Here is a 24,281-nt window from a genome sequence, read left to right as displayed (position 1 = left end):
CACGCGTGCATGACATCCTTCCCTTAGGGACCATTGGGGAGAAGGTAGGGGAATGGACAAGCCGGTCATCGTGACGGTCGACGACGACCCGGGGGTGTCGCGGGCGGTGGCTCGTGACCTCAGGCGCCGGTACGGCCATGAGTACAGGATTGTCCGCGCCGAGGCCGCCCACGACGGCATCGAGGCGGTCAAGGAGATGCGGCTGCGCGGCGACGAGGTGGCGGCGATCCTGGCCGACTACCGGATGCCGCAGATGAACGGCGTGCAGTTCCTGGAAGCGGCCATGGACATGTACCCGTACGCGCGCCGGGTGTTGCTGACCGCCTATGCCGACACCGACGCCGCGATCCAGGCGATCAACGTGGTCGATCTCGATCATTACCTGCTCAAGCCGTGGGACCCGCCGGAGGAGAAGTTCTACCCGGTGATCGACGGCCAGCTCGACGCCTGGATGCGGACCGACCGCACGGCCCGTCCCGAGCTGCGCGTGGTGGGCGACCGCTGGTCGGCGCGCTCGTACCAGGTGCGGGACTTCCTGGCCCGCAACCACGTGCCCTACCAGTGGATGCTGGCCGAGGACCCCGAGGGCGCGCAGCTCGTCAAGGCGGCGGGCGAGGGTTGTCACCTGCCGCTGGTGGTCACCGAGGACGGCACCACGCTGGAGTCCCCCGACCAGGCCACGCTGGCCACCGCGGTCGGGCTGTCCACCACGCCGGCCACCGACTTCTACGACCTGATCGTGGTCGGCGGCGGGCCCGCGGGCCTCGGCGCGGCGGTCTACGGCGCGTCGGAGGGCCTGAACACGGTGCTGGTCGAGGCGCACGCCTCGGGCGGCCAGGCGGGCCAGAGCTCCAGGATCGAGAACTACCTGGGCTTCCCCGACGGCGTGTCCGGGCAGCAGCTCGCCGACCGGGCGCGCCGGCAGGCGCTGAAGTTCGGGGCCGAGCTGCTGAGCGCGCGCAAGGTCACCCATCTGGAGCCGCGCGGGCAGGCCCGGGTGATCGGGTTCAAGGACGGCGGGGAGATCGCCGCCCACGCGGTGATCCTGGCCACCGGCGTCACCTACCGGCGGCTGGAGGCGCCCGGCCTGGACGAGTTCGTCGGCCGGGGCGTCTTCTACGGCGCCGCGCTGACCGAGGCCCCGGCGTGCAAGGACAACGAGGTCTACATCGTCGGCGCGGCCAACTCGGCCGGGCAGGCGGCCGTCTACCTGGCGGGATTCGCGCGCAAGGTCCATTTGTTGGTGAGGAGTGATGGTTTGGAGAAGTCCATGTCCCACTACCTCATCGAGCAGATCAACGCGATCGACAACATCGAGGTCAGCCTCCTGACCGAGGTCGTCGCCGGCGCCGGTGACGACCACCTCGAACGGCTCACGCTGTCGACCAAGGGCGAGGAGCGCACGGTCGACGCCCAGTACCTGTTCGTGTTCATCGGGGCCGAGCCGTACACGTCGTGGCTGGGCGAGACGATCGAGCGGGACGCCAAGGGGTTCGTGCTGACCGGGCCCGACCTGGTGCAGGGCGGCAGGCGGCCGCGCAACTGGGCGCTGCGCCGCGAGCCCTACTACCTGGAGACCAACGTGCCCGGCGTGTTCGCCGCGGGGGACGTGCGGGCCGAGTCGATCAAGAGGGTCGCCTCCGCCGTCGGTGAGGGCGCGATGGCCGTCGCGCTGGTGCATCGTTATCTGGAGAAGCAATGACCGACACCGTCGACATCGACGAACTGCGCAAACTCTTCCTGTTCGAGCGGCTGACCGACGAGCAGCTCGGCAAGCTGGCCGCCAGCGGCCGGGTGCGCTCGTTCGCCCAGGACGAGGACATCGTCCGGCAGGGCGAGCCGGCCGAGTGCTTCGCCGTGCTGCTGGAGGGCGAGGTGCAGATGATCAACGAGACGGTCAGCGCCGGCACCGTCGCCATGCCGCGCGCCTCCCAGCCCGGCGTGTACGGCGGCGCGACCTCGGCCTACCTGGGCGACCGGGCGCCGGAGACCTACCAGCACACGCTGCGCGCGACCGCGCCCTCGCGGATCTTCCTGCTGCCCGCCAAGAAGTTCGCCTACATCGTGGCCGAGTGGTTCCCGATGGCGATGCACCTGCTCGACGGCATGATGTCGGGCGGGCGCATGCAGCGGGAGATCATCGACCGGCGGCAGCGGCTGACCGCGCTCGGCACGATCACGGCCGGGCTCACGCACGAGCTGAACAACCCGGCGGCGGCGGCCGTGCGCGCGGTGAGCGAGCTGCGTTCGCTGATCAAGGCGTCCCGCATCCAGCTGGCCCAGCTCGCCGAGGCCGGCATCCCGCCGGAGAAGCTGCGCACGCTGATCGAGGCCCAGGAGGCGTGCACGAGCAACCTGGGCAACCAGCCGCAGCGCTCCCCGCTGGAGATCTCCGACGCCGAGGACGAGCTGGGCGAGGCGCTGGAGGACGTCGGCGTCGAGGACGCGTGGGAGCTGGCTCCCGCGCTGGTCAACGCCGGTTTCACCGCCGAGTACCTGCAGAAGATCCGCGGCAAGGTGGGCGAGGAGCACACCCCGGCCGCCCTCCACTGGCTGGCCGAGGCCGTCGAGATCTCCCAGATGCTCAACGAGGTCACCGAGGCCACCGAGCGCATCACCTCGCTGATCCGTTCGGCCAAGCAGTACTCGCAGATGGACCGGGCGCCGTTCCAGATGATCGACGTGCACGACCTGCTCGACAGCACGATCGCCATCTTCCGCGGCAAGACCCCGCCGGGCGTCAGCGTGGTCACCGACTACGACCGCACGCTGCCGCTCATCCCCTGCTACGCGGGCGAGCTCAACCAGGTGTGGACGAACCTGATCCACAACGCCCTCGACGCCATGGGCGACGAGGGCACGCTGACCGTCCGCACCGCCCACGACGAGGACGAGGCGATCGTCGAGATCGGCGACACCGGCCCCGGCGTGCCCGAGGCGATCAAGGACCGGATCTTCGAGCCGTTCTTCACCACCAAGAGCGTGGGCGAGGGCACCGGGCTCGGCCTGGACATCTCCTACCGCATCGTGGCCGGGCGGCACGGCGGCGAGATCAAAGTGCGCTCGGTGCCGGGCGAGACCTGGTTCGAGGTGCGCCTGCCGCTGCGCGAGCCCGCCGCCGTCCAGTGAGCCGGACCGTCTGAGGCGGGCCTTACGGCGCGGCGCGGGTCACCAGACGTTGTCCCGCGCCGTGTCGAGGGCTGTCAGCACGGCCCCCTCCAGCACCGCGTTGCCCCCGACCCGGGTGGCCCTGACCTCGGTGGGCGCGGGCGACAGCTCGCCCAGCCGGACGGCGACCTGCTCGGCCAGCTCGTCGCCGCCCTGCTGGCCGGTGGCCCCGCCGAGCACCACCAGGCCGGGGTCGAGCAGGGTGACGAAGGCGAAGGCGCCCTTGGCCACCCGGCGCGCCAGCTCCTCGGGGCGGGTGGTGTTCTGGAGCAGGATGCACAACGGCGTGCCCTCCACGTCGAGGAAGCCGATCTCGCCCGCGCCCCCTGACGCGCCGCGCCGCACCCGCCCGCCGAGCACGACCGCGGCGCCGATGCCGTCGTCGAGCCAGAGCAGCACGAAGTCGTCGCTGCCCTGGGCCGCGCCGGTGCGCAGCTCGGCGACGGCGGCCAGGTTCACCTCGTTCTCCAGGACGACGGGCACGCCCAGCCGCTCGCGCACGGCGCCCACCAGGCCGGGCCGCCACCCGGGCACGTCGTTGGCCACCGCCAGCTCGCCGTCCATGGGTTTGACCAGGCCGGGCGCGCCGATGACCACGTTGTCGAGCGGACGGCCCGCGGCGGCCTCGGCGACCGTGGCCGCGACGAGGGCGACCAGGTCGCCGGAGATCTCGCGGACGGCCGAGCCGACCACCTGGCCGGTGAGGTCGGCGACCGTGACCTTGATCGCCGTGCGGCGCAGGTCGACCCCGGCGACGTGGGCCCGGCCGGCGACCAGCGCGTAGAGGCGGGCGTTGGGGCCGCGACGGTCCTCGCCGCGCTCGCCGGCCTCCTCGATGAGGCCGCCGCCCTTGAGCCGTTCGATCAGGTCGGAGACGGTGGGCCTGGACAGGCCGGTCAGCTCACGAAGCTGCGGGGCGGTCAGCGGACCGTGCTCCAGCAGCAGGTCGAGGGCGAGCCGGTCGTTGATCGCACGGGCCATGGACGGGGTCGCGGTCTTCACGCCGCCCATAATAGTCAGGAAGCCTCCCTGATAGCTCTTTTCATCAGGAAGGTTGCCTGATAGTTTCTCTGGCCATGAGCCCTCATCGCGCCATCGCGGCCGTCTTCGCCGCACACGGAGCCGTCGCCGGCAGTTTCGCCACCCGCATCCCGTGGCTCCAGGAGCACGTCCACCTGAGCGCGGCGATGCTCGGGTTCGCGCTGCTCTGCCCCTCGATCGGGGCCTTCGCGGCGATGCCGCTGGCCAGCCGCCTGGCCCACCGGTTCGGCAGCCGCGCCACCACGCGCGCGCTGCTCGCGTTGTGGTGCGGCGGCCTGGCCCTGCCCGCCTTCGCCCCCGCCCCCGTCTGGCTGTTCGTCATCTTCCTGCTGTACGGCGCGTCGGCCGGCATGTGCGACGTCGTCATGAACGCCCACGGCGTCACGCTCGAACGGCATCTGAAGAAGCCGGTCATCTCCGGCCTGCACGGCATGTGGGCCGTCGGCAGCCTGGCGGCGGGCGGCCTCGGCACCCTGGCCGCGCACGCCGGCATCGACGCCCGTCTGCACCTGGGCGTCGTCGCCGCCGTCCTGGTGGTCGCGAGCGGGATCGCCGGGCGCGGGCTGCTGCCCGACGGGCCGCGGGCCGCCGCCGGGCCCGCGCCGCGCCGGTTCGCCCTGCCCTCGCGGGCCATCGCGGCCATCGGCGTGGTCGGCTTCTGCGGCACGTTCGCCGAGGGCGCCAGCTCCAACTGGGCCGCGGTCTACCTCACCAACGTCGCCGACGCCGGGCCCGGCGTGGCCGCCGCGGGTTACACGATCTTCATGCTCTGCATGGCCGGGGCCCGGCTGCTGGGCGACCGGGTGGTGCGCCTGACCGGCCCGGTGCGGGCGGTCAGGACGGGCGGGATCGTCGCGGTCGCGGGCGGCGTGCTGGTGGTCCTGGCCCGCACGCCCGCGCTGGGCATCGTCGGGTTCGCGCTGGTCGGGCTGGGGGTCGCGGTCATCGTGCCGCTGGTGTTCGCGGCGGCGGGGAACGCGGGGCCCACGCCGGGCGAGGGGGTCGCCGGGGTCGCGACGATCACGTACCTGTCGGGGCTGACCGCGCCGGCGGTGACGGGATGGGTGGCCGACGGCGTGTCGTACCCGGCGGCGTTCGCGCTGATCACGGGGATCCTGGTTGCTCTCACGCTGCTCGCGCCGGTGCTGCGGCCGCGCGCGGCCGCCACGGAGGTGGTCCTGGAGCGGCAGCCGGCGTGATACGCTCCCAAGCGAGCGCTTGGTTTACATACGGAGAGGCCGCCGCATGAAGTTCTCGACCTTCCACCTCTTCCACCGCTTCGACGGCCAGAGCTTCAAGGACGTCTACGACTACCATCTGGAGCTCATCGAACTGGCCGAGGAGCTGGGCTTCGACGGGGTGCGGCTGGCCGAGCACCACTTCCGCGACTACGGCGTGGCCCCCAACCTGTTCACCATGCTCGCCCACGCCGCCGCCCGCACCTCCCGGCTCCGGCTCGGCACCGGCATCGTGGTGCTGCCGCTGCACAACCCCGTCCACGTGGCCGAGGAGGCCGCGCAGGTGGACGTGCTCTCCGGCGGGCGGCTCGACCTGGGGATCGGGCGGGGGTACCAGAGCTTCGAGTTCGAGGGCTTCGGGATCGACCTGGCCGAGGCGCGCGACCGGTTCAACGAGGCGCTGGAGGTGATCCTCGGGCTGTGGACGCGGGAGTCGTACCGGCACGAGGGGAAGTTCTACCGGACCGGCGCCGAGGTCTCGCTCGTACCGCGTCCGTTGCAGTCGCCGCACCCGCCGCTGCACGTGGCCGCGGTCTCCCCCGAGACCGTCACCATGTACGCCGAGCGCGGCCTGCCCGTCCTGGCCGACCCCGCGGCGACGTTCCGCAAGGTCGTCAAGGCGGCCGAGACCTGGCGGGAGACGGCGGCGCGGGCCGGCCACCCGGCGGGGGCCGACCTGGTGGTGGCCCGCAGCGTCTATGTCGCCCCCACGCTGGAGCGGGCCCGCGAGGACCAGGCCAGGTTCGAGGCGTCCTTCGACCGCTCGCGCATCTTCAACGAGCGCAGCGCGCCCATCGACCCGAGGACCGGCAAGGCCGCCGAGGGCTTCGAGTACTACCAGGACCGCTACCTCAAGGGCGGCTCGGTCTCGCCGGACTTCCGCTGGGAACAGCTGGAGGTCATCGGCGACCCCGCCCGCGTGATCGAGCAGATCTCGCTGCTCAGGGACGCCGGCTTCAGCAACCTCCTGTGCGACTTCGGCAGCACCAGGCCCATGCCGCTGGAGGACATGAAGCGGGTCATGCGCTTCTTCGCCGCCGAGGTCATGCCGGCCTTCGCCCCCGCAGGAGGATGACGATGATCCACAGCCTCACCCTGTCCGACGTGCTGGCCGACCACGCCCGCAGCCGCCCCCTGGTCACCGCCGTGGTGGACGGGGACGTGCGGCTCACCTACCCCGAGCTGGACGCCCGCGTGACGCGGCTGGCCGACGCCCTGGCCGGGCGCGGCGTGGCCGCCGGCGAGCGGGTGATGTGGCTCGGCCAGAACTCGCACGCCGTGCTGGAGCTGCTGCTGGCCTGCTCCCGCCTGGGCGCGGTGCTCTGCCCGGCCAACTGGCGGCAGTCCGGGGACGAGCTGCGTTTCGTCCTGGCCGACCTGGCGCCGCGGGTCGTCGTCTGGGAGCACTCCGACACCGCCGCCGAGCTGGCGGACGAGGCGACGTGGGTGCGCGCGGGCGAGGCGTACGAGGAGCTGGTCGCCGGGGGTTCGCTGCGCGAGTTCCCGCAGGTGGACGACGCCGAACCGGTGCTCGCCCTCTACACCGCCGCCTTCGGGGGGCGGCCGGGCGCCGCCCTGCTCAGCAGCGCCGCCCTGGTGGCCCACAGCGCCACGCTGCTCGTCGTACGGCAGATGGAGCCGGGGTTCACCTTCCTCAACGACGGGCCGCTCTTCCACGTCGGGACGATGATGTTCTGCCTGGCCACCCTCCAGATCGGCGGCACGAACGTGTTCACGCCCGCCTTCGACGCCGAGGAGGTCTGCCGGCTGGTCGACGCCGAGCGGGTGACGCAGGCGTTCCTGTTCGGGCCGATGATCGACGCGGTCGCCGCGGCGAACGCGGGCGGCAAGTACGACCTGTCCTCGCTGCGCTTCGTCGCCCACTCCGCCGAGTGGGACGACATGATCACCGTGGACGACTCTCCCTGGTGCCGCTCGAAGATGGGCGGGTACGGGCAGACGGAGGTGGGCGGCATGCTCACCTTCCTGGGGCTGGCCGAGGGCGGGGCGGGGTTCGCGGGACGGCCGTCGCCGCTGGTCCAGGTGCGCATCCTGGATCCGGAGGGCGCGGAGGTGCCGGCAGGCGAGGTGGGCGAGATCTGCGCGAGGGGCAAGACCCTCTTTTCCGGATATTTCGCCCGGCCCGACTTAAATGCGGAGAAGTCGCGGTACGGCTGGCATCACACCGGCGACCTCGGCCGCCGCGAACCCGACGGCACCATCACCTTCATCGGCCCCCGGCTCCGCATGATCAAGTCGGGCGCCGAGAACATCTACCCGGCCGAGGTCGAGCGCGCGCTCAGGACCCACCCGGCCGTCGCCGACGCCGCGGTGATCGGCGTGCCCGACCCGCGCTGGCACCAGGCCGTCAAGGCGGTCGTGGTGCTCAGGCCGGACGCCGCCGCCTCGCAGGAGGACCTGGTCGCGCACGTCAGGGGTGAGCTGGCGGCGTACAAGAGGCCGCGGGAGGTGGTGTTCGCCGACGCCATCCCCAAGCAGGGCTTCACCCCCGACTACGACGCCCTCGACGCCGCGTACGGCGGCGGCAACTACCCGGGCGCCTGACCCGCGCCCGCTTCTCCCCTTCCATGCCGTCGGCGATCTCCTACGGCGTCCTGGGCGTCGCCGAGCCGCGGCGCGGGGGCGCTCGCCGGGATCGAGCTGCGGATCGGCTACCGGGCGCTGTTCGAGCGTTTCCCCGGCCTGCGGCTGGCCGTTCCGGCGGCCGAGGTGCCGGTCAAGCACGACGCCTCGGTCTACGGCGTCAGGAGCCTGCCCGTCACCTGGTGACCCGGCGCGCTCACAGGACGGCGAGCGGGGTGATCGGGCTGCCGGTGCCTCCCTCGATGCGCAGCGGCGCGGCCACGAAGACGAACTCCGTCCGTCCGGCCGCGCCCAGCTCCTCCAGCCACAACATCTCGAGCAGGTGCACGCCGTGCCGGTGGAGCAGGATGAGGTGCAGGTCGTCGGCGGCGCACTCGTCGGCGAGCTGACGTTCGTTCAGGCCGCCCACGGCGGCGTTGTCGCAGGCCACCGCCGACACGTCCCGGGCGGCCAGCCAGGCGCCGGCCTCCGCCGACAACCCCGGCTGCCCCGCCCAGTACTCCTCGTGCGACCGCTGCCACACCAGCGGCCATCCCGTACGGACCACCGCGACGTCGCCGGGGCGCGGCGTGGCGATCTCCTCCAGCAGCCCGGCCGGGATCCGGAAGTCCGCCGGCAGGTGGTCGAGCCCGAGCCGCCGGGGCACGTCGAACAGCACGCCCCTGGCGACCACGCCGCCGACGTGCTCGATCCCGCACCTGGTGGCGCCGTAGGAGCGGACGCGGGCGGCCGGGTGACCGTTGTAGAGCCGGTCGCCGGTCCACATGTGGCACAGCGCGTCCATGTGGGTGGTGGTGCCGTGGTGGCTGACCAGCAGGGCGTCGTCGGCCACCCGCAGGCCGTCGCCGACCGGCCGGGCGCCGGCGGCGTAGTCGCCGCCGTCCACGGACATGAAGTGCTGCGGCAGCGGGCGGCCCCGCAGGTGGGGGACGGTCGTGGCGGCCGCCGAGGAGGTGGCTCCCCTGATCGGCATGGCCAGGCTCAGCACCTCGCCCGTGACGGCGCTGCGCAGGGCCTCCAGGACGACGGCGGGGGTCAGCAGGTTGAGGGTGCCCCGCTGATCGTCTGGGCCGAATCGTCCCCAGTTGTTAGGCTCGTGCACCAAGTAAGCGCTTCCTTTCCTGCGGAGGTCTGATGTACTGCGATCCCCGGTTCTCCCGCGTGCGGGAGGCGTTCGAGCGGAACTTCGCCGAGGGCGAGGAGCTGGGCGCGGCGGTGGCCGTCCACCTCGACGGCGAGCTGGTCGTCGACCTGTGGGACGGCGTCGCCGACCGGCACACGGGACGTGCCTGGGAGGCGGACACCCCGGCCTTCGCCTACTCGTGCACGAAGGCCGTGGCGGCCACCGTGCTGCTGCGGCTCGCCGAGCGGGGGCTGGTGGACGTGCGGGCGCCGGTCGCCGACGTGTGGCCGGAGTTCGCCGCCGGAGGCAGGGAGGCGATCACGGTCGAGCACGTGCTGACGCACTCCTGCGGGCTGCCGGTGATCGAGACGCCGGTGCCGGTGGCGGAGTTCGAGGACCTGCCGGCCATCGCGGCCCGGCTCGCCGGTCAGACGCCCCTGTGGGAGCCGGGGACGGCGCACGGGTACCACGCGCTGACGTACGGCTTCCTGGTCGGGGAGGTGGTGCGGCGGGTCACCGGGAAGTCGGTGGGCGAGCTGGTGGCGGCGGAGATCGCCGGGCCGCTGGGGCTGGACCTGTGGGTCGGCGCGCCCGACGACGTGATCCCCCGCGCCGCCCGCCTCAGGGCCCCCGCCCGCCCCCGCCCCAACCCCGAGAACCCCGCCCCCGCGCCTGCCTCGGAAGCTTCCGGAACCTCCACGCCCATCTCGGGAACCCCTGGGGCCCCCGCGCCCGCCTCGGGAACTTCCCCCACTCCCCCACCCGCCCCCGAGAGCCCCGCGCCCTCCGGCGGCGGGAACGGGCCGGGCGACGGTGGGGGGCGGGATCTGCTGGGCGAGATGGGCCGGGCGGCGCTCGACCCCGGCAGCCTGATGAACCGGGCGCTCGGCAACCCCGCCATCCGCCTGCTCGAAGGCGGCGCGAACAACCCGGTGATCCTGCGCGCCGGATGGCCCGCCGCCGGGGTCGTCACCACCGCCAAGGGCCTGTCCGGGTTCTACCGCGCGCTGGTCGGCGGCGACCTGCTGAGCTCCGCGACCCTCCAGGACGCCCTGCGCCCCCGCGTCAGCGGCCCCGACCGCGTGCTGTTCATGGACACCGCGTTCGGCCTCGGCTACATGCGCCCGTCGTTCGCGTTCCCGATGCCGTCGGCGACCGCGTTCGGCCACTCGGGGATGGGCGGCTCGCTCGGCATGGGCGACCCCGACCGCAAGCTCGCCTTCGGGTACGTGATGAACCGGATGGCCGACAGCCTCACCGGCAACCTGCGCGGCCTGCGCCTGATCGAGGCGGTCTACCGCTGTCTGTGACCCCACGGCGCGCGTCACTGCATGGTCACGCCGCCGCTCACCGACAGCGTCTGGCCGGTGATGTAGGCGGCGCGGTCGGTGCACAGGTAGGCGATCAGCCCCGCGACGTCGGCGGGCGAGCCGAGCCGGCGCAGCGGGATCCCTTTGGCGATCTTGTCCACCAGCCCCGGCTCGGCCTCGGAGACGCGCCGGAGCATCGGGGTGTCGGTCGGCCCGGGGCAGACGACGTTCGAGGTCACCCCGCCCCTCGCGGCCTCCCGGGCGAGCGTCTTGGCCAGGCCGAACAGGCCCGCCTTGGTCGCCGCGTACGCGCCCTCGCCGCCCGACCCGGCCCTGGCGCCGTCGGAGGAGACGAACACCAGCCGCCCCCAGCCCCTGGCCGTCATGCCGGGCAGGAGCAGCTTGGTCATGAGCATCGGGCCGCGCAGGTTGACCTGCCACATGAGGTCCCAGTCCGCCGGGTCGCTCGCCGTGAACGGCTGCACGATCGACACCCCGGCGTTGTGCACGAGCACGTCCACGGGCCCGGCCTCGGCGCAGAACGCCTCGACGGAGGCGGGCGAGGCCAGGTCCACGGCCAGCGCCCGCGCGCCGGGCAGCGCCGCGGCCGTCCGGCGGGCGCCCGGGAGGTCCACGTCGGCGACGGTGACGCGGGCGCCGAGCGCGGCGAGGTCGGTGGCGACCGCCGTGCCGATCGCGCCCGCTCCCCCGGTGACGACGGCGACGCGGCCGTCGAGGCGCAGGCCGTCCATCACGTCCACGCCCGGACGAGGTCGGCCGCGGCGACGCGGGTGGCCAGCAGGCTGATCGTGTTGCGCAGGACGGCCTCGGCGTAGTCCTCGGGGATCCCGGCCACCGCGTCCCGCACCACCGTCACCCGGTAGCCGAGGTCGACCGCCTCCAGCGCCAGCCCCGGGATGCCCAGGTTGAGCGAGACCCCCATCGCGACCACGGACGAGACGCCGAGCGAGCGCAGCGTCATGTCCAGCGAGGTGCCGGTGAACGGCGAGAACCCGTGGTGCCGCCGGCTCTCCAGGTCGCCGTCCTCGCGCAGCTCAGGCAGCACCTCCACGGCGGGCGTGCCCTCCAGCATGTGCGCGGGGTCCTTGAGCAGGGAGACGATGAACGGGCAGTTGCCGGTGTGCGAGCCCGCCCGGTCCGGCCGGAAGGCGGCCGTGCAGTGGATCACCGGGAGCCCGGCCGCTCGGGCCGTGCGCAGGACGCGGGCGGCGTTGGGGACGACGTCGTGACGGGCGCAGGCCGCCACCAAATCCGGAAACTTCGTGAGGTCGCCGACGACCCCGCGCTGCATCTCCATCACCAGCACGGCCGACCGCTCCACCCGCACCCTCCGTCATTTAGCCGAGCGCTTGCTTGGGTTCGCCACAGCATAACACCGCGCCCACACCCTCACCGGGCGTCACCGTTCATCACAAAGGGCGAAATTTCTCCAGACGTGACAACCCACACCCCGGGTGAGACCGTCGAATGCACGACGGCATGGCTGATGGGGGTTGGACTTGGTCCCTGGTTACCGTGAAGTTCGTCAGCTCGGCGCGGGCCGCACCGGCCGCGTGTTCCTCGCCACCTACCAGTCCACCGGCGCCTACGTCGCGATCAAGTACCTGAACGCCACCCTGCGCAGGGACCCCGAGTTCATGGACCGCTATAGGGCCGACGCCCATCAGCTCGTCGAGCTCGACGACCCCAACATCGTCCGCCTCTACGAGTACGTCGAGACCCCGGCCCGGGCGGCCGTCGTCATGGAGCTGGTGGACGGCGTCTCGCTGCGCACGCTGCTGGCCGAGCACGGCCGGACGGCCCCGGAGGCGGCCCTGGTGCTGCTCAAGGGCATCCTCGCCGCCCTGGCCGCCGCGCACGAGAAGGGCGTGCCGCACCGGGACGTCAAGCCGGAGAACGTCCTGGTCCAGGCGGACGGCACGAGCAAGCTGGCCGACTTCGGGGTCGTCGTGCACGCCGAGGAGCCGGGGGTGCCGGCGGGGAGCCCGGCGTACATGTCGCCGGAGCTGTGGACGCAGGGACGGGCGGGGCCGCCGGCCGACCTGTACGCGGCGGCCTGCGTGCTGTTCGAGGCGGTCAGGGGACGGCCGCCCTACCGGGCGTACAAGGAGGACGGGAACGGCGGGGACGGCGAGCAGGACGTCGCGGCCCTGCGGGACCTGCACCTGACGGCGCCGGTGCCGCTGGAGGTGGTCCCGGACGCCCTGCGCGACCTGCTCAGGCGCGGGCTGGCGAAGGACCCGGCGACCCGGTACGCCTCGGCCCGGCAGTTCGCGGCCGAGCTGGAGGAGGACGCCGTCGCGGGGTACGGGCCCGGCTGGGAACAGCGGGGCCGCCGCCGGCTCGCCGAACTGGCCACGCTGCTGGCGCTGCGCTTCCCGCTGGCGGCCAGGACCGAGCAGGACGCCCGCGTCCCGGCCGGGATCCGGGGGCGGGCGGTCCGGCTGCCCGCGTTGCCGCCGCACCTGTGGGTGGCGGGCGCGACGGTGGTCGCCGTGGCGATCGCCCTGGTGATCTCCGGCGGACGGCTGTCGCCGGGGGCGGGCACGATCCTGATGCCACAGCCGAAGCCGCCGGGCGAGCTGAACTCGGCGCCGGTCGACGCCCACACGCCGACGCCCCGCAGGAGCGTGCCCGCCACGGCCCGCGGCAGCGCGTCCCCGCCCGCGCCCACCGGCGGGCCACGCGTCCCGACCGGCCCGGCCGCGCCGACCAGTGCCGCGCCGCCGCCTGTGCCGCCGACAGTTCCCACAACGGCGCCCCCGACGGTGCCGCCGACGGTGCCGACGACGGTGCCGACGCGGGCGCAGAGCGGGACCGCCCTGCCGCCGCCCGCCGTGCGGGAGGCGAGCATCGCGCGGTGGAGCGGTTCGGCCGGTGCGATCAGGGTGTCCGCGGACGGCACGGGACCGGTGCGGCTGCGGATCGCGTACACGCGGCGGCTCGGCGACGGGCCGGTCACCACCGTGCGGCGGGAGACCCTCACGTTGCGCGGCAGCACCGCCTACACCAGCGGGGTCCGGCACGATCCCGGGAGCGTGGACTGCGGGGTGCGGGCCTACCTCGGGATCGTCGTCATGACCGAGCCGGCGGCGGTCAACGGGCCGCAGGTGAGCGAGGTCGCGGTGGACGGCCCCGCCTGCACCGTCCCGCCGACCCGCTCCGCACCGCCCACCCCGACCGGCACCGCGTCCCCGACCGACGCCGCGTCCCCGACCGGCGGGCAGCCCGTGGCGCACCCGACCTCGGGAGGGACGCCACCGGTCAGCAGCCCGCCCGTGGCACATCCCACGCCGGGAACCACCTACCTCACGGAGGCCGCCTCCCCGGCAGGCTCCCGGGCTCTTGTTCGGCAACCAAGCGTGCGCTAGCTTGGCAGCGATGAGCGGTGAGACCTCCCCCACCGGCGCCGCAGGGGCGCGCGGCGAGCTGGTGATCCGGCGCTGCCTGAGCTGCGGCCGCCGCGGCTGCCTGCCCGAGCCGTCGTGCCCGTCGTGCGGCGGCGGCGAGATGGCCGCCGATCCCGCCAGGGGCACGGGGACGGTCCACACGTTCACCGTCGTGCACCGGTCGTTCGCGCCCGGCTACCGGGGGCGGGAGCCGTACGTGCCGGCGTGGGTGGACCTGGACGAGGGTGTGCGCGCGTTCGGGCACGTCGTGGGGTGCTCGCCGGAGGAGGTCCGCGTCGGGATGCCGGTGCGGGTGACGTTCGTGGACGATCTGCCGCATTGGAGGCCCGTGTGAAGCTCGGCAACGTGCTCATCCCCGTAGCCGACCTGGACGAGGCGATCGCCTTCTACGGCCTGCCGGTGAAGTTCAGGGACGGCGACAGGTTCGCCGCGCTGGACGGCGGCGGCGTCACCGTGGCGCTGGCCGGTCCCGCTGAGCACGTCACCGCGTCGGCGGCGCCGTCGTACAAGGTGGACGACGTGGCGGTCACGGTGCGCGAGATGGCGGCGCGCGGGGCCGAGGTGGTGCGCGCGCCCGAGGACGGGCCGCACGAGAGGCGGGCCGTGCTGCGCGACCCCTCAGGAAACACGTTCGTGCTCTACTCGCCCCTCTGACCTGGAGGCCCCCCATGGCGCGATCACCCTACGGCAACTACGGCCACGCGATCCTGACCGCGGGAGCGCTGCGCACGCCCGACCGGGTGGCGCTGACGTACTGCGGCGAGCGGAGCTTCACCTACGACGAGCTGAACCGGGCCGTCAACCGCCGGGCGAACGCGCTGCTGGCGGCCGGGATCACCGCCGGGCAGCGGGTGGCTGCGCTGCTCAACGAGACGCTGCTGGTCGCCGAGGTCTACCTGGCCCAGGCCAAGATCGGAGCGGTGACGGCGGCGCTCAACCCGTACTGGCCGGCCGAGACGCTGCGGGCGGTGGTGGCCGCCTCCGGCTGCACGGCCTTCGTGTACGACTCCACGGTCGCCGACCTGGTCGACGGCATCAGGGACGCCCTTCCGCAGGTCACCACCTGGATCGACGCCGGTGAGCTGACCGGCGGCCAGGAGGAGGAACCGCCGCTGGGCGGCTTCCACGACGACCCGCTGGCCCTCTACTACACCTCCGGCACGACCGGCCTGCCCAAGGCCGTCGTGCACACCCACGCCTCCTCCCTGGCGACCGCCCAGATCTGGCTGGACGTGCCGCGCGGCCCCGACTCGGTGTTCGGCACGGGCGCGATCATCTGGGGCATCGGCTTCCCCGCCATCGTCGGCCCCGCCCTGTACGCGGGCATGCGCCTGGTGCTGGAGCAGGACTGGGGGCCGGCGAACTTCCTGCGCGTGGTGCCGCGCGAACGGGTCACGCACGTGTCGCAGATCCCGTCGTTCTACGCGGCGCTGCTGGGGACGTCCGAGCACGAGGGGGTGGACCTGTCGTCGATCCAGGTGATCATGCTGGGCGGCGAGCCGCTGACCGCGACCATGCTCGACCGGATCAAGGCCAGGCTGCCCGGGGCGGGGGTCTACTCCTACTACGGGCAGACCGAGGCGCCGTACACGTGCATGGGCCGCGTGGACGACGGCTCGACGCCGCTCGGGTCGTCCGGACGGGCGCGCACGGGCAACGCCGTGCGGATCACCGACCCGTCCGGCGCCGCGGTGACCGGCGAGGTCGGCGAGATCAACCTGGCCGGGCCGCACCGCATGGCGGGCTACGACGGGACGGACGACCACGGCGTCCTGCGCGGCGAGTGGTACGTGGGCGGCGACCTCGGGACGTTGTCGGACGACGGCGTGCTGCGCGTCCTGGGCCGCCGCGAGGACTCCATACTCAAGCACGGCCAGTGGACGCAGCCCGCCACGATCGAGGAGGCCGTCTCGGCCCTGGACGGCGTGGCCGAGGCCGGCGCGGTGGGCGTCCCGGAGGGGGCGGACGAGCAGCGGGTGCTGCTGGCGGTCGTGCCGCGCGCCGGGCAGTCGCTGGACGCCGCCAAACTGTCCCTCGCCCTGGCCGACACGCTGCCCCCGCACCAACGGCCCGACCACATCGTGGTGACCGGCGAGCTGCCGCACTCGCAGGACGCCTCCGGCGGCCCCGGCAAACTGCTGCGCCGCCGGATCCGCGAGCAGCACGGGCACCTGCTCGGGTGAACGCCCAGGAACCCGGGAACCCGGACATCCCCGGCGCCCCTGACGAGCACGACCCCCAGGACGTCCCCCGCGTCCCCCGCGAGCACGAGGTCAAGGAGCTGGTCGCGGCGGCCGGGGTGCCGGTGCCGCGCGGGGTGGTGGTGCGCGACCTGGACTTCGCGGCGGCCGGAGGGCTGGCCGAGCCGCTGGTGCTGAAGGCGTTCGGCCCGGGGCTGGTGCACAAGTCGGAGGCGGGAGCCGTCCGGCTCGGCCTGCGGGCGGACGGCCTCGCCGCGGCGGCCGCGGAGATGCGCTCCCGGCTGGACGTGGAGGGATTCCTGGTCGAGGAGCAGGCGCCCGCCGGGGTGGAGCTGATCGTCGGGCTGGTCGGCGACCCGGGGTTCGGCCCGGTGCTGCTGGCCGGGCTGGGCGGCGTCTGGACCGAGGCGATGCGCGACACGGCGCTGCGCCTCTGCCCGATCTCCGAGCGGGACGCGCGGCTCATGCTGGACGAACTGCGCGGCGCGGCACTCCTGCACGGCCATCGCGGCCACCCGCCCGTGGACGTGGACGCCGTCGTCAAGCTGCTCATGACGGTCGGCGGCCCCGGCGGCCTGTGGGAACGGCTGGAACTGGGCGAGTTCGAGCTGAACCCGGTCATCGCCACCCCGTCCGGCGTGACCGCGGTGGACGCGCGCCACCTGCCCGGCCGGCCGCGCCCGTCCACCGCCCGCGAGCCGGCCGACTTCCTGCCGCTCTTCGAGCCGCGCGCGGTGGCCGTCGTCGGCGCCTCGGCGAGCCGGCCGAACTTCGGGAACATGTTCCTCGACTTCTACCGGGCGGCCGGGGTGCCGCTGGTGGCCGTGCACCCGTCGGCCGCCGAGGTGGCGGGGGTGCCCGCGGTGCCGTCGCTGGCCGCCGCCGACGTGGACTACGCGCTGGTGGCGGTGCCCGCCGAGCGGTGCGCCGAGGTGGTGCGGCAGGCGTCGGGCATCCCGTACGTGCAGGTGATGAGCGGCGGGTTCGGCGAGACCGGACGCGCGGACCTGGAACGCGACCTGGCCGGGGCCGCCCGCGCGGCGGGCACCCGGCTGCTCGGCCCCAACTGCATGGGCGTGTACTGCCCGCGCGGCCGGCAGACGTTCGTCGGCGGCGGCCTCGGACCGGCGGGGACGGTGGCGCTGATCTCGCAGAGCGGCGGCCTCGCGGGTGAGGTGATCAAGGTCGGGGAGCGGCGCGGGCTGGCGTTCAGCCGGGTCGTCACCGTGGGGAACGCGGCCGACGTGACCCCCGCCGAGTTGCTGTCCTGGCTGGCCCGCGACCCCGAGACGCGGGCCGTCGGGCTCTACCTGGAGGACCCGCGCGGCGGCCGGGAGCTGCACGAGGCGCTGCGCGCGGCCCGGCTGCCGGTGGCGCTGCTGGTCGGCGGGCGCAGCTCGCAGGGACAGCGGGCGGCGCTCTCGCACACCGGCGGCATGGTGAGCGACCTGCGGGTGTGGGCGGCGGTCGCGGCCCAGACCGGCACGGCGCTGGTCTCCTCCCAGGACGACCTGATCGGCGTGCTGGCCTTCTTCCAGGCGCACGGCTCCCGCGTGACGGACGGCGACCGGGTGCTGGTGATCGGGCCGAGCGGCGGCGCGGGCGTGCTGGCGGCCGACGCGTTCGACCGGGCCGGGGTGCGGCTCGCCCCGCTGCCGGACGGCGTGCTCGACGGGCTGGGCCTGGCCGCTGCGGGCAACCCGCTGGAGGTGCCGGTGGGACCGCGCGGGCGTCCCGGGCTGGTGCCGGAGGTGATCGAGGCGATCGTCCGGCGGGAGCCGTACGCGGACGTGGTCGCCCACGTGAACGTGCAGAGCTTCTTCACCTACGGCGACGCGGCCGAGCCCCTGTACGCCTACGCGCGGGCCCTGGCCGGCGCGCAGGAGGCGCTGCCGCGCGTCCGGATCACGCTCGTCACCAGGAACGGCGAGTGCGCGCCCGCGGGCGTGGAGGACGAGGTACGGCGGATCGCGGCGGCGGCGGGCGTCCCCGTCTACCGCTCCATGGAGGCGGCCGCGGCGGCGGTCGCGGCAGGAGGTAGTCGTGGGACTGCTTGACGGCAAGGTCGCGCTGATCACGGGCGGGGCCAGGGGCATGGGCGAGTCGCACGTGCGTCTGTTCCTCGAGGAGGGCGCGCGGGTGGTCTTCGGCGACGTGCTGGAGGAGGAGGGCAAGGCGCTGGCCGCCGAGACGGGGGCCACGTACGTGCGGCACGACGTGCGCAGCCCGGACGAATGGCGGCGGGCCGTCGACACGGCCACGGAGCTGCACGGCCGGCTCGACGTCCTGGTGAACAACGCCGGCATCCTCACCTACGGCCGCATCCAGGACATGGCGCCCGAGGACTTCGACCGGGTGATCGACGTGAACCTCAAGGGCACCTGGCTGGGGGTCAAGTCGGTGATCGACCCCATGAAGGCGGCCGGGCGCGGCGCCATCGTCAACATCTCCTCGATCGAGGGGTTCGTCGGGGCGGAGGGGCTGTCGGCGTACGCGGCCTCGAAGTTCGCGGTGCGCGGGCTGACCAAGTCGGCCGCGCGGGAGCTGGCCCGGTTCAAGATCCGGGTGAACTCGGTGCATCCGGGGGCGATCAACACGGCGATGGCGGTGAACCCGGACCTGATGGCCGAGGTGGACGCGGAGGCGTTCGTGAAGTCCATGGTCATCAAGCGGTTCGCGAAGCCGGTGGAGGTCTCGCACGTGGTGGCGTTCCTGGCCTCGGACCGGGCCAGCTACTGCACGGGGAGCGAGTTCACGGTGGACGGAGGGCTGCTGACGGGAGCCGGTTACTAGGCCCCCTGGGCGCGACACGCGGGTCTTTTCCTGTTAAATCACCCACCTTGACGGGGTCCGCCGGCTTGGTTGAGCTGCGGTTATGCGCCCGGTGACGTCTTTACCCTCTCTTGGGGCGTGCTTGACCTTGGTCACGAAGCGGTAACCTCGCACCGCACGGAAGACTACAGGTTTCCGGTTTTGCCACACATGTCCCGGGTTACCCCCGTGTACCCGAGTATGTGCGGATAAATCCGGATCTTGACCGGAAGGTTCCCCCATACTTCCATGACGCCCGAGATGCAGAAGTACATCGACCTGCTGGAGAGCCAGCTCGGCTACGCCGAAAAGGCCGGTGCGTACACCAAGTTCGGCGACTGGTACGGCAAGACCGTCGAGTTCGACGCCGACTACTCCGCCGCACCCTGGTGTGACATGTACCTCTCCTGGGCCGCGCACAAGCTCGGCTACCAGGAGTGGATCGGGCAGTTCGCCTGGACCGTACGGCACGCCGAATGGTTCAAGGCTCAGGGGGCCTGGGGGAAGACGCCCAAGCCCGGCGCGTTCGTCTTCTACGACTGGAGCGGCACCGGCAAGATCGACAACATCGACCACGTCGGCATCGTCACCCGGGTCGAGGGCGACACGATCTTCACCATCGAGGGCAACATCGACGGCGGCGTCGCCAAGCGCAAGGAGCGCGACACCAGCAAGGTCGTCGGCTACGGCTACCCCGAGCGCATCAAGGCCCGCCTCGACGCCGAGGCGGCCCAGAAGCGGGCCGACGAGCAGGCGGCGACACCCGCCAGGCCCGGCACCGACGTGGGAACGCTCCAGCTTCCCGCCGACTCGCTCAGCTCCCTGATCCCGCACGTCGAGCAGGAGCGCGCCGCCGAGGTCCCGCTCGCCGCGCGTCCGAAGGCCGAGACCGACAAGCCGGCCAGGACCACGGCGACCTCGCCTTCTGCGCCCCCCGCCGCGCCCTCCGCGTCCGTCTCGCCCGCGACGGGGGCGGCGCCCGTACCGGCGGCGGCGGCCGGGAAGTCGGGACAGAAGTCCAAGCACGCCAAGGCGACCACCGCCGACACCACGTCCGCCACCGCCGAGCCCCTTCCCGCGCTCGTGGACGCCTCCTCGACCGGCTCGATGCCCGCGATCGGCTCCCCGTCGCTGGTCGGGTCCGCGCTGATCGCCGCGCTGGCGCTCGTCGCCCTGGCGAAGACCCGCCAGAGCCGCCTGCGCCCGGCCGCCGCGTCGGCGAAGGCCGCCCGCGTACGCGCCGCCGCCGCGACCCTCTCCGCGGGGGAATCCGCAGGGGAAGGCGTCACCCTGAGCACCGCCGCTCTGAACGTCACCACGGCGCAGAGCACCGCCGCTCTGAACGTCGCTGCGGCGCAGAGCACCGCCGCGGGCGTCACTGCAGGCGTCGCTGGGGGCGTCACGGCGGCCGTCACGGCGGGCATCGCCGTGCCCGTCGCTCTGCCTGTTCCGGTGCCCGTCGCCGTGCCTCTTCCCGGGACGCGTTCCAGGCGCGGCACCCACGCCGCCCCCTCACGTCACCGGCGTCGCCGCCGTCCCGCGGAGACGCGCCACGACCACTCCCGCCCCTCCTCGCTGCGGACCACCGCCGAGCCCGCCGACCACTTCGAACTGCCCATCACCCCTTCCGGCACGGGGTTCGAACGCGCGGCCGTCTCTCCCGAGACCGGTCAGAGGGAACGCTTCGAGCTTGGCTCAGGCTCTTTCGAGGCCGGTCGGAACCGTACCTTCGAGTTCGCCGCCCCCGTCCCCGAGCTCGGCCCCGCGGGCGGCGTCGAGCTCGCGGCCGGCCTGGACGCGTTCGAGCCGTTCACCGACCGGATGGCCCCGCCGCGGCGGCTGGACAGCGCCTCGTTCCGGCCCGCCCCCGACACGGCGCCCTTCGAGCCCATGTTCGACACCGGCCCGATGGTCCCGATCTCGCTCCCCCCGGCGACGAGCACGTTCAGCGCCTTCTCCCCCAGCCCCCGACCGGGCGCCGAGGTGGCCGCCCGGACGAGGACGACGCCGCGGGCCGCCCAGGCGTCCGGGATCGGCGCGACGTACCAGGGCCGCCGCCGCCGCAGCGAGCCGGTCGCGGACGCGTACGCCTCCGAGCACCCCTTCTTCATGGACGAGTTCACCGCCGATTCCGTCCCGCGCGGCCGCCGCCACCGTCGCGCGGCGACCGCCGGGACCGCCGGGATCACGGGCTCGCAGCACCCGCGAGGGCTGCGCCAGGAGTCCGGCGGGACGAGCACCATCGACGCCTTCGTCCAGGACGCCCCGCTGCGCGGCCGCCGTCACCGCACCCCCACCCCCGTGTGAGGACGGCCCACGGGCGACCGAACGGCCGGGTGGCGAGAGTGGCGGGGAGGGCCGGGCGGCCCGGCGGCCCGGCGGGGTCAGGTCACGTCGTACTCGGCGGCGAAGGCGGCCAGCCGGGTGACCGCGTCCCGGCTGCGCGTCCACGGCCGGACGATCAGCCGTTCCACCCCCAGCTCCGCCCAGGCGGCCACCTCCGCCGGAGAGCCCAGCGCGTACGCGTGCGCCGTGACCGGCACCCCCGCCCCCAGCCGGGCCAGCTGCGGCCTGATGGACTCGACGGTGTGCGGCATGCTGATCCACCCGTCGCACAGCCGCGACGCCCGGCGCAGCGCCGCCGCCGACTCCCCGCCGGCCAGCACCGGCAGCCGCCGCTGCACGGGCTTGGGCTCGAAGGCGACCTCCGGGAACCGGTAGAACCGTCCGGAATGGGCGACCACCGGTTCGGTCCAGAGCCGCCGGACGATCTCGATGACCTCGTCCAGGCGGGCGCCGCGGGTCTCGAAGGGCAGGCCGGCCGCCGTCCACTCGCCGCGGTACCAGCCCGCGCCCACGCCGCAGATCGCCCGTCCGCCCGACACCACGTCCAGGGTGGCGAAGGCGCGGGCCGAGACGAACGGGTGGCGCAGCGCCAGGAGGTGCACGGCGGTGCCGAGCCGGACGCGGGTGGTGAGCCCGGCCAGCCAGCACAGGTAGGCCGGGGCGTCGAACAGCGGGGTCGTCGGCTTGATGCCGGGGTCCTCCGTGCCCGGGTAGACGGCGAGCGACAGGTCGGTGGCGAACACCAGGTGCTCGGGCAGCCAGACGGACTCGAACCCCAGCTCGTCGGCGGCCACGGCCACGTCCTTCCAGGCGTCCGGGTGCAGCAGGCCCAGCGGCACGCCGTACTTCACGGGTACCTCCGCAGGTCGCGGGCGCGCAGGCAGGCGCGGACGTGTTCGCGGTGGGCGGCGGTGGTGCCGTGCGCGGCCGACAGGGACCAGGCCCGCGCGAGCCAGAAGCGCAGGTCCAGCTCCTCGGTGTAGCCGATCGCGCCGTGGGTCTGCAGGGCGACCCGGGCGGCCAGCGTCGCCGCCTCGCCCGCCGCGGCCTTGGCGGCGCTCGCGTCCCGTCCGGCCGTGGGCGCGTCCCGGTCGACGGACAGCGCCGCGCGGTGCACCAGCGGCGCGGCGAACTCGACGGCGACGGCCACGTCGGCGAGCCGGTGCCGGACGGCCTGGAAGGACCCGATCGGCGCGCCGAACTGCCTCCTGACCCCCGCGTACGACACCGAGACCGCGAGCAGCTCCCGCGCGACCCCGACGAGCTGGGCGGCGGTCGCCACCGCGACGGCCCGCGCCGCGAGCGCCACCCGGTCCGCGCCGGGATCATCGTGTCCGGACGCCTCGAAGGCGACGTCGAACATCGGCCGGCACGGATCCATCCCCGGCACGGCGGCGAGCCGCGCCTCGTGCCGCGGCAGCACCCGCACCCCCTCCCCCGTACGCGCCACGACCAGCACGTCGGCGAGATCGGCGTCGGCCATGTACGCCTCCCCCGGCAGCAGCACCCCGACGCATACCCCGCCCGAGGCCAGCTTGGGCAGCCCGGGGGTCAGGAACGCCGCCGCCACCGCCGTCCCGACCACCGGCCCCGGCAGGCAGGCCCGCCCGGTCTCCTCCACGGCGGGCAGCACGTCGGTCAGCCCGAGCCCGAGACCGTCGAGCTCCGGCGGCAGCAGCAGCCCGAAGAACCCCAGCTCGGCCAGCCGGTCCCAGGCGGGACGGCGTTCGGTCCGCAGCGCGCCGGGCGGGCAGTGCGCCCGCAGCACGTCGCGGACGGTCGCCCCCAGGGCGAGTTGCTCGTCGGTGAAGGCGAAGTGCATGAGGGCGACTCCAGAGGGGTCATCGGGGCAGGCCCAGGACACGCTCGGCGATGATGTTGCGCTGGATCTCGTTGGTGCCCGCGTAGATGGGCCCGGCCAGCGAGAACAGGAAGCCGTCCAGCCAGGCCGTCCCGCCGGCGCGGTCGCCGAGCAGTTCCATGGCCAGCTCGTGCATGCGCAGGTCCAGCTCCGACCAGAAGACCTTGCCCATGCTGGCCGCCGCCCCGATCTCGGCCCCGGCCATGATCCGGCGGGCGGTGGCGAAGGTGTGCAGCCGGTACGCCTCGGCCGCCGTCCAGCAGCGCGCGGCCTGGTCGGCGAGGGCGGGGTCGGCGTCCAGGGCCAGGTCGAGGAGGCGGTCGGCGGTGGCGAGGAAGCGGCCGGGGCTGCGCAGGGTCAGGCCGCGTTCGGAGGAGGTGGTGGACATCGCGATGCGCCAGCCGTCGCCGGGCTCGCCGAGCACCATGGAGTCGGGCGCGAACACCCCGTCGAAGTGCAGCTCGGCGAACCCGGGCAGGCCGTCGAGCTGGGCGATCGGCCGGACGGCGACGTCGTCCAGGGGGAACAGGAAGTAGGTCAGGCCCTTGTGCCGCGCGCCGGAGGTGCGGAAGAGGCCGAAGCCGTGGGAGGCGTGGGCGGCTCGGGAGCTCCAGGTCTTGTGCCCGTACAGGAGCCAGCCGCCGTCGGCGCGTTCGGCGCGGGCGGTGAGCGCGGCGAGGTCGCTGCCGGCTTCGGGCTCGGACCAGGCCTGCGCCCAGACGTCCTCGGCCGTCGCCATCCGGGGCAGCCAGCGCCGCCGCTGCTCGGGGGTGCCGAACCGCATGAGGCTGGGGGCCAGGAGGAAGATGCCGTTCTGGCTGACCCGGGCGGGGGCCCCGGCGGCCCAGTACTCCTCCTCGAAGATCAGCCATTCGATCAGGGACGCGGCCCGGCCGCCGTACTCGCGGGGCCAGGAGACGACCGACAGCCGCTCGCCGGCCAGCAGCGCCTCCCAGGCCCGGTGGGCCAGGAAGCCTTCATCGGTGTCCATCGGCGGCAGCCGCTCGGGCACGTGGGCGGCCAGCCAGTCGCGAACCTCGGCGCGGAAGTCCTGCTCGGCCGGGGAGAAGTCGAGATCCACGAAACCAAACTAGCGCACGCTTGGTCTACTGGCCAGGCCGCCGTCCGTCGGCCTAGTCTGGACGTC

At 73.9% G+C, this 24,281-nt stretch carries 20 protein-coding genes; 13 read left to right on the top strand and 7 right to left on the bottom strand.

Features of this window, described 5'->3' with window-relative positions; all coding sequences use genetic code 11:
• The first annotated feature begins 52 nt into the window (after positions 1-52).
• Positions 53-1,702 carry an FAD-dependent oxidoreductase gene (locus ACFYYW_RS45665; protein ID WP_352319969.1) on the top strand — a complete coding sequence of 550 codons (1,650 nt, stop codon included), beginning with the start codon at positions 53-55 and terminating at the stop codon, positions 1,700-1,702.
• Positions 1,699-3,129, top strand: a complete 1,431-nt coding sequence (locus ACFYYW_RS45660; RefSeq protein ID WP_387659993.1) for an ATP-binding protein — start codon at positions 1,699-1,701, stop codon at positions 3,127-3,129. Before ACFYYW_RS45665 ends, ACFYYW_RS45660 begins: the two co-directional genes overlap by 4 nt.
• A gap of 39 nt (positions 3,130-3,168) precedes the next feature.
• On the opposite strand, the gene ACFYYW_RS45655 is transcribed toward ACFYYW_RS45660, so the two are convergent.
• Positions 3,169-4,170 (bottom strand): ROK family transcriptional regulator, encoded by a 1,002-nt coding sequence (locus tag ACFYYW_RS45655; protein ID WP_352319973.1) that lies wholly within the window; start codon positions 4,168-4,170, stop codon positions 3,169-3,171.
• Between the two features lie 74 nt (positions 4,171-4,244).
• Between ACFYYW_RS45655 and ACFYYW_RS45650 the strand changes: the two genes are divergently transcribed.
• Genes ACFYYW_RS45650 through ACFYYW_RS45640 form a run of 3 tightly spaced genes read left to right on the top strand, consistent with a single transcriptional unit; the run spans position 4,245 to position 8,012 of the window.
• Complete coding sequence (locus ACFYYW_RS45650; RefSeq protein ID WP_387659990.1) at positions 4,245-5,408, top strand: MFS transporter; 1,164 nt, start codon at positions 4,245-4,247, stop codon at positions 5,406-5,408.
• Positions 5,409-5,454: 46 nt separating this feature from the next.
• Positions 5,455-6,522 carry an LLM class flavin-dependent oxidoreductase gene (locus tag ACFYYW_RS45645; RefSeq protein WP_352319977.1) on the top strand — a complete coding sequence of 356 codons (1,068 nt, stop codon included), beginning with the start codon at positions 5,455-5,457 and terminating at the stop codon, positions 6,520-6,522.
• Positions 6,523-6,524: 2 nt separating this feature from the next.
• On the top strand, positions 6,525-8,012 hold the full coding sequence (locus ACFYYW_RS45640) for an AMP-binding protein (protein WP_387659987.1): 1,488 nt from the start codon (positions 6,525-6,527) through the stop codon (positions 8,010-8,012).
• Between the two features lie 235 nt (positions 8,013-8,247).
• On the opposite strand, the gene ACFYYW_RS45635 is transcribed toward ACFYYW_RS45640, so the two are convergent.
• Positions 8,248-9,156, bottom strand: a complete 909-nt coding sequence (locus ACFYYW_RS45635; RefSeq protein ID WP_387659985.1) for a cyclase family protein — start codon at positions 9,154-9,156, stop codon at positions 8,248-8,250.
• Between the two features lie 29 nt (positions 9,157-9,185).
• Here ACFYYW_RS45635 and ACFYYW_RS45630 point away from each other — a divergent pair, with 29 nt between their 5' ends.
• Entirely contained in the window at positions 9,186-10,484 is a 1,299-nt protein-coding gene (locus ACFYYW_RS45630; RefSeq protein WP_387659983.1) for a serine hydrolase domain-containing protein, read from the top strand.
• A 14-nt stretch (positions 10,485-10,498) separates the two neighbouring features.
• Here ACFYYW_RS45630 and ACFYYW_RS45625 read toward each other — a convergent pair whose 3' ends face one another.
• Positions 10,499-11,236 carry an SDR family NAD(P)-dependent oxidoreductase gene (locus ACFYYW_RS45625; RefSeq protein WP_387660070.1) on the bottom strand — a complete coding sequence of 246 codons (738 nt, stop codon included), beginning with the start codon at positions 11,234-11,236 and terminating at the stop codon, positions 10,499-10,501.
• The gene (locus ACFYYW_RS45620; protein ID WP_387659980.1) at positions 11,236-11,826 is read right to left on the bottom strand and encodes an isochorismatase family cysteine hydrolase; all 591 of its coding nucleotides are present in this window, start codon (positions 11,824-11,826) and stop codon (positions 11,236-11,238) included. The genes ACFYYW_RS45625 and ACFYYW_RS45620 overlap by 1 nt, the downstream gene beginning before the upstream one ends.
• 178 nt (positions 11,827-12,004) lie before the next feature.
• Here ACFYYW_RS45620 and ACFYYW_RS45615 point away from each other — a divergent pair, with 178 nt between their 5' ends.
• The 7 genes from ACFYYW_RS45615 to ACFYYW_RS45585 all read left to right on the top strand — a co-directional run bounded on the left by ACFYYW_RS45615 (position 12,005) and on the right by ACFYYW_RS45585 (position 21,234).
• On the top strand, positions 12,005-13,876 hold the full coding sequence (locus ACFYYW_RS45615) for a protein kinase (protein WP_387659977.1): 1,872 nt from the start codon (positions 12,005-12,007) through the stop codon (positions 13,874-13,876).
• Between the two features lie 10 nt (positions 13,877-13,886).
• Entirely contained in the window at positions 13,887-14,249 is a 363-nt protein-coding gene (locus tag ACFYYW_RS45610; protein ID WP_387659974.1) for a Zn-ribbon domain-containing OB-fold protein, read from the top strand.
• Positions 14,246-14,569, top strand: coding sequence for a VOC family protein (locus tag ACFYYW_RS45605; protein ID WP_352319442.1), 324 nt, complete (start codon positions 14,246-14,248; stop codon positions 14,567-14,569). Before ACFYYW_RS45610 ends, ACFYYW_RS45605 begins: the two co-directional genes overlap by 4 nt.
• Before the next feature lie 14 nt (positions 14,570-14,583).
• Entirely contained in the window at positions 14,584-16,098 is a 1,515-nt protein-coding gene (locus tag ACFYYW_RS45600; protein ID WP_387659970.1) for a class I adenylate-forming enzyme family protein, read from the top strand.
• Positions 16,095-18,173 carry an acetate--CoA ligase family protein gene (locus ACFYYW_RS45595; protein ID WP_387659968.1) on the top strand — a complete coding sequence of 693 codons (2,079 nt, stop codon included), beginning with the start codon at positions 16,095-16,097 and terminating at the stop codon, positions 18,171-18,173. Before ACFYYW_RS45600 ends, ACFYYW_RS45595 begins: the two co-directional genes overlap by 4 nt.
• Positions 18,160-18,909, top strand: coding sequence for a glucose 1-dehydrogenase (locus tag ACFYYW_RS45590; RefSeq protein ID WP_387659965.1), 750 nt, complete (start codon positions 18,160-18,162; stop codon positions 18,907-18,909). The genes ACFYYW_RS45595 and ACFYYW_RS45590 overlap by 14 nt, the downstream gene beginning before the upstream one ends.
• Positions 18,910-19,176: 267 nt before the next feature.
• Positions 19,177-21,234: a CHAP domain-containing protein gene (locus ACFYYW_RS45585; RefSeq protein ID WP_387659962.1), complete on the top strand. Its 2,058-nt coding sequence runs from the start codon at positions 19,177-19,179 to the stop codon at positions 21,232-21,234.
• Positions 21,235-21,311: 77 nt separating this feature from the next.
• On the opposite strand, the gene ACFYYW_RS45580 is transcribed toward ACFYYW_RS45585, so the two are convergent.
• Genes ACFYYW_RS45580 through ACFYYW_RS45570 form a run of 3 tightly spaced genes read right to left on the bottom strand, consistent with a single transcriptional unit; the run spans position 21,312 to position 24,215 of the window.
• Positions 21,312-22,124, bottom strand: a complete 813-nt coding sequence (locus tag ACFYYW_RS45580) for a TIGR03619 family F420-dependent LLM class oxidoreductase (RefSeq protein ID WP_387659959.1) — start codon at positions 22,122-22,124, stop codon at positions 21,312-21,314.
• Entirely contained in the window at positions 22,121-23,095 is a 975-nt protein-coding gene (locus ACFYYW_RS45575) for an acyl-CoA dehydrogenase family protein (RefSeq protein ID WP_387659956.1), read from the bottom strand. Before ACFYYW_RS45575 ends, ACFYYW_RS45580 begins: the two co-directional genes overlap by 4 nt.
• A gap of 19 nt (positions 23,096-23,114) precedes the next feature.
• The gene (locus tag ACFYYW_RS45570; RefSeq protein WP_387659953.1) at positions 23,115-24,215 is read right to left on the bottom strand and encodes an acyl-CoA dehydrogenase family protein; all 1,101 of its coding nucleotides are present in this window, start codon (positions 24,213-24,215) and stop codon (positions 23,115-23,117) included.
• Positions 24,216-24,281: the final 66 nt, after the last annotated feature.

The sequence above is a fragment of the Nonomuraea sp. NPDC001831 genome (genome assembly GCF_042892035.1).
Lineage (GTDB): Bacteria > Actinomycetota > Actinomycetes > Streptosporangiales > Streptosporangiaceae > Nonomuraea.
Note: the sequence above shows the minus strand (reverse complement) of the source record. Positions and strands in the feature narration are given on the sequence as shown.

Bases quoted from the DNA above. Each gene is read 5' to 3' on its own strand.
- ACFYYW_RS45665 (WP_352319969.1), top strand. From the start codon at position 53: ATGGACAAGCCGGTCATCGTGACGGTCGACGACGACCCGGGGGTGTCG.
- ACFYYW_RS45660 (WP_387659993.1), top strand. From the start codon at position 1,699: ATGACCGACACCGTCGACATCGACGAACTGCGCAAACTCTTCCTGTTC.
- ACFYYW_RS45650 (WP_387659990.1), top strand. From the start codon at position 4,245: ATGAGCCCTCATCGCGCCATCGCGGCCGTCTTCGCCGCACACGGAGCC.
- ACFYYW_RS45645 (WP_352319977.1), top strand. From the start codon at position 5,455: ATGAAGTTCTCGACCTTCCACCTCTTCCACCGCTTCGACGGCCAGAGC.
- ACFYYW_RS45640 (WP_387659987.1), top strand. From the start codon at position 6,525: ATGATCCACAGCCTCACCCTGTCCGACGTGCTGGCCGACCACGCCCGC.
- ACFYYW_RS45630 (WP_387659983.1), top strand. From the start codon at position 9,186: ATGTACTGCGATCCCCGGTTCTCCCGCGTGCGGGAGGCGTTCGAGCGG.
- ACFYYW_RS45625 (WP_387660070.1), bottom strand. From the start codon at position 11,236: ATGGACGGCCTGCGCCTCGACGGCCGCGTCGCCGTCGTCACCGGGGGA.
- ACFYYW_RS45610 (WP_387659974.1), top strand. From the start codon at position 13,887: ATGAGCGGTGAGACCTCCCCCACCGGCGCCGCAGGGGCGCGCGGCGAG.
- ACFYYW_RS45600 (WP_387659970.1), top strand. From the start codon at position 14,584: ATGGCGCGATCACCCTACGGCAACTACGGCCACGCGATCCTGACCGCG.
- ACFYYW_RS45585 (WP_387659962.1), top strand. From the start codon at position 19,177: ATGACGCCCGAGATGCAGAAGTACATCGACCTGCTGGAGAGCCAGCTC.
- ACFYYW_RS45575 (WP_387659956.1), bottom strand. From the start codon at position 23,095: ATGCACTTCGCCTTCACCGACGAGCAACTCGCCCTGGGGGCGACCGTC.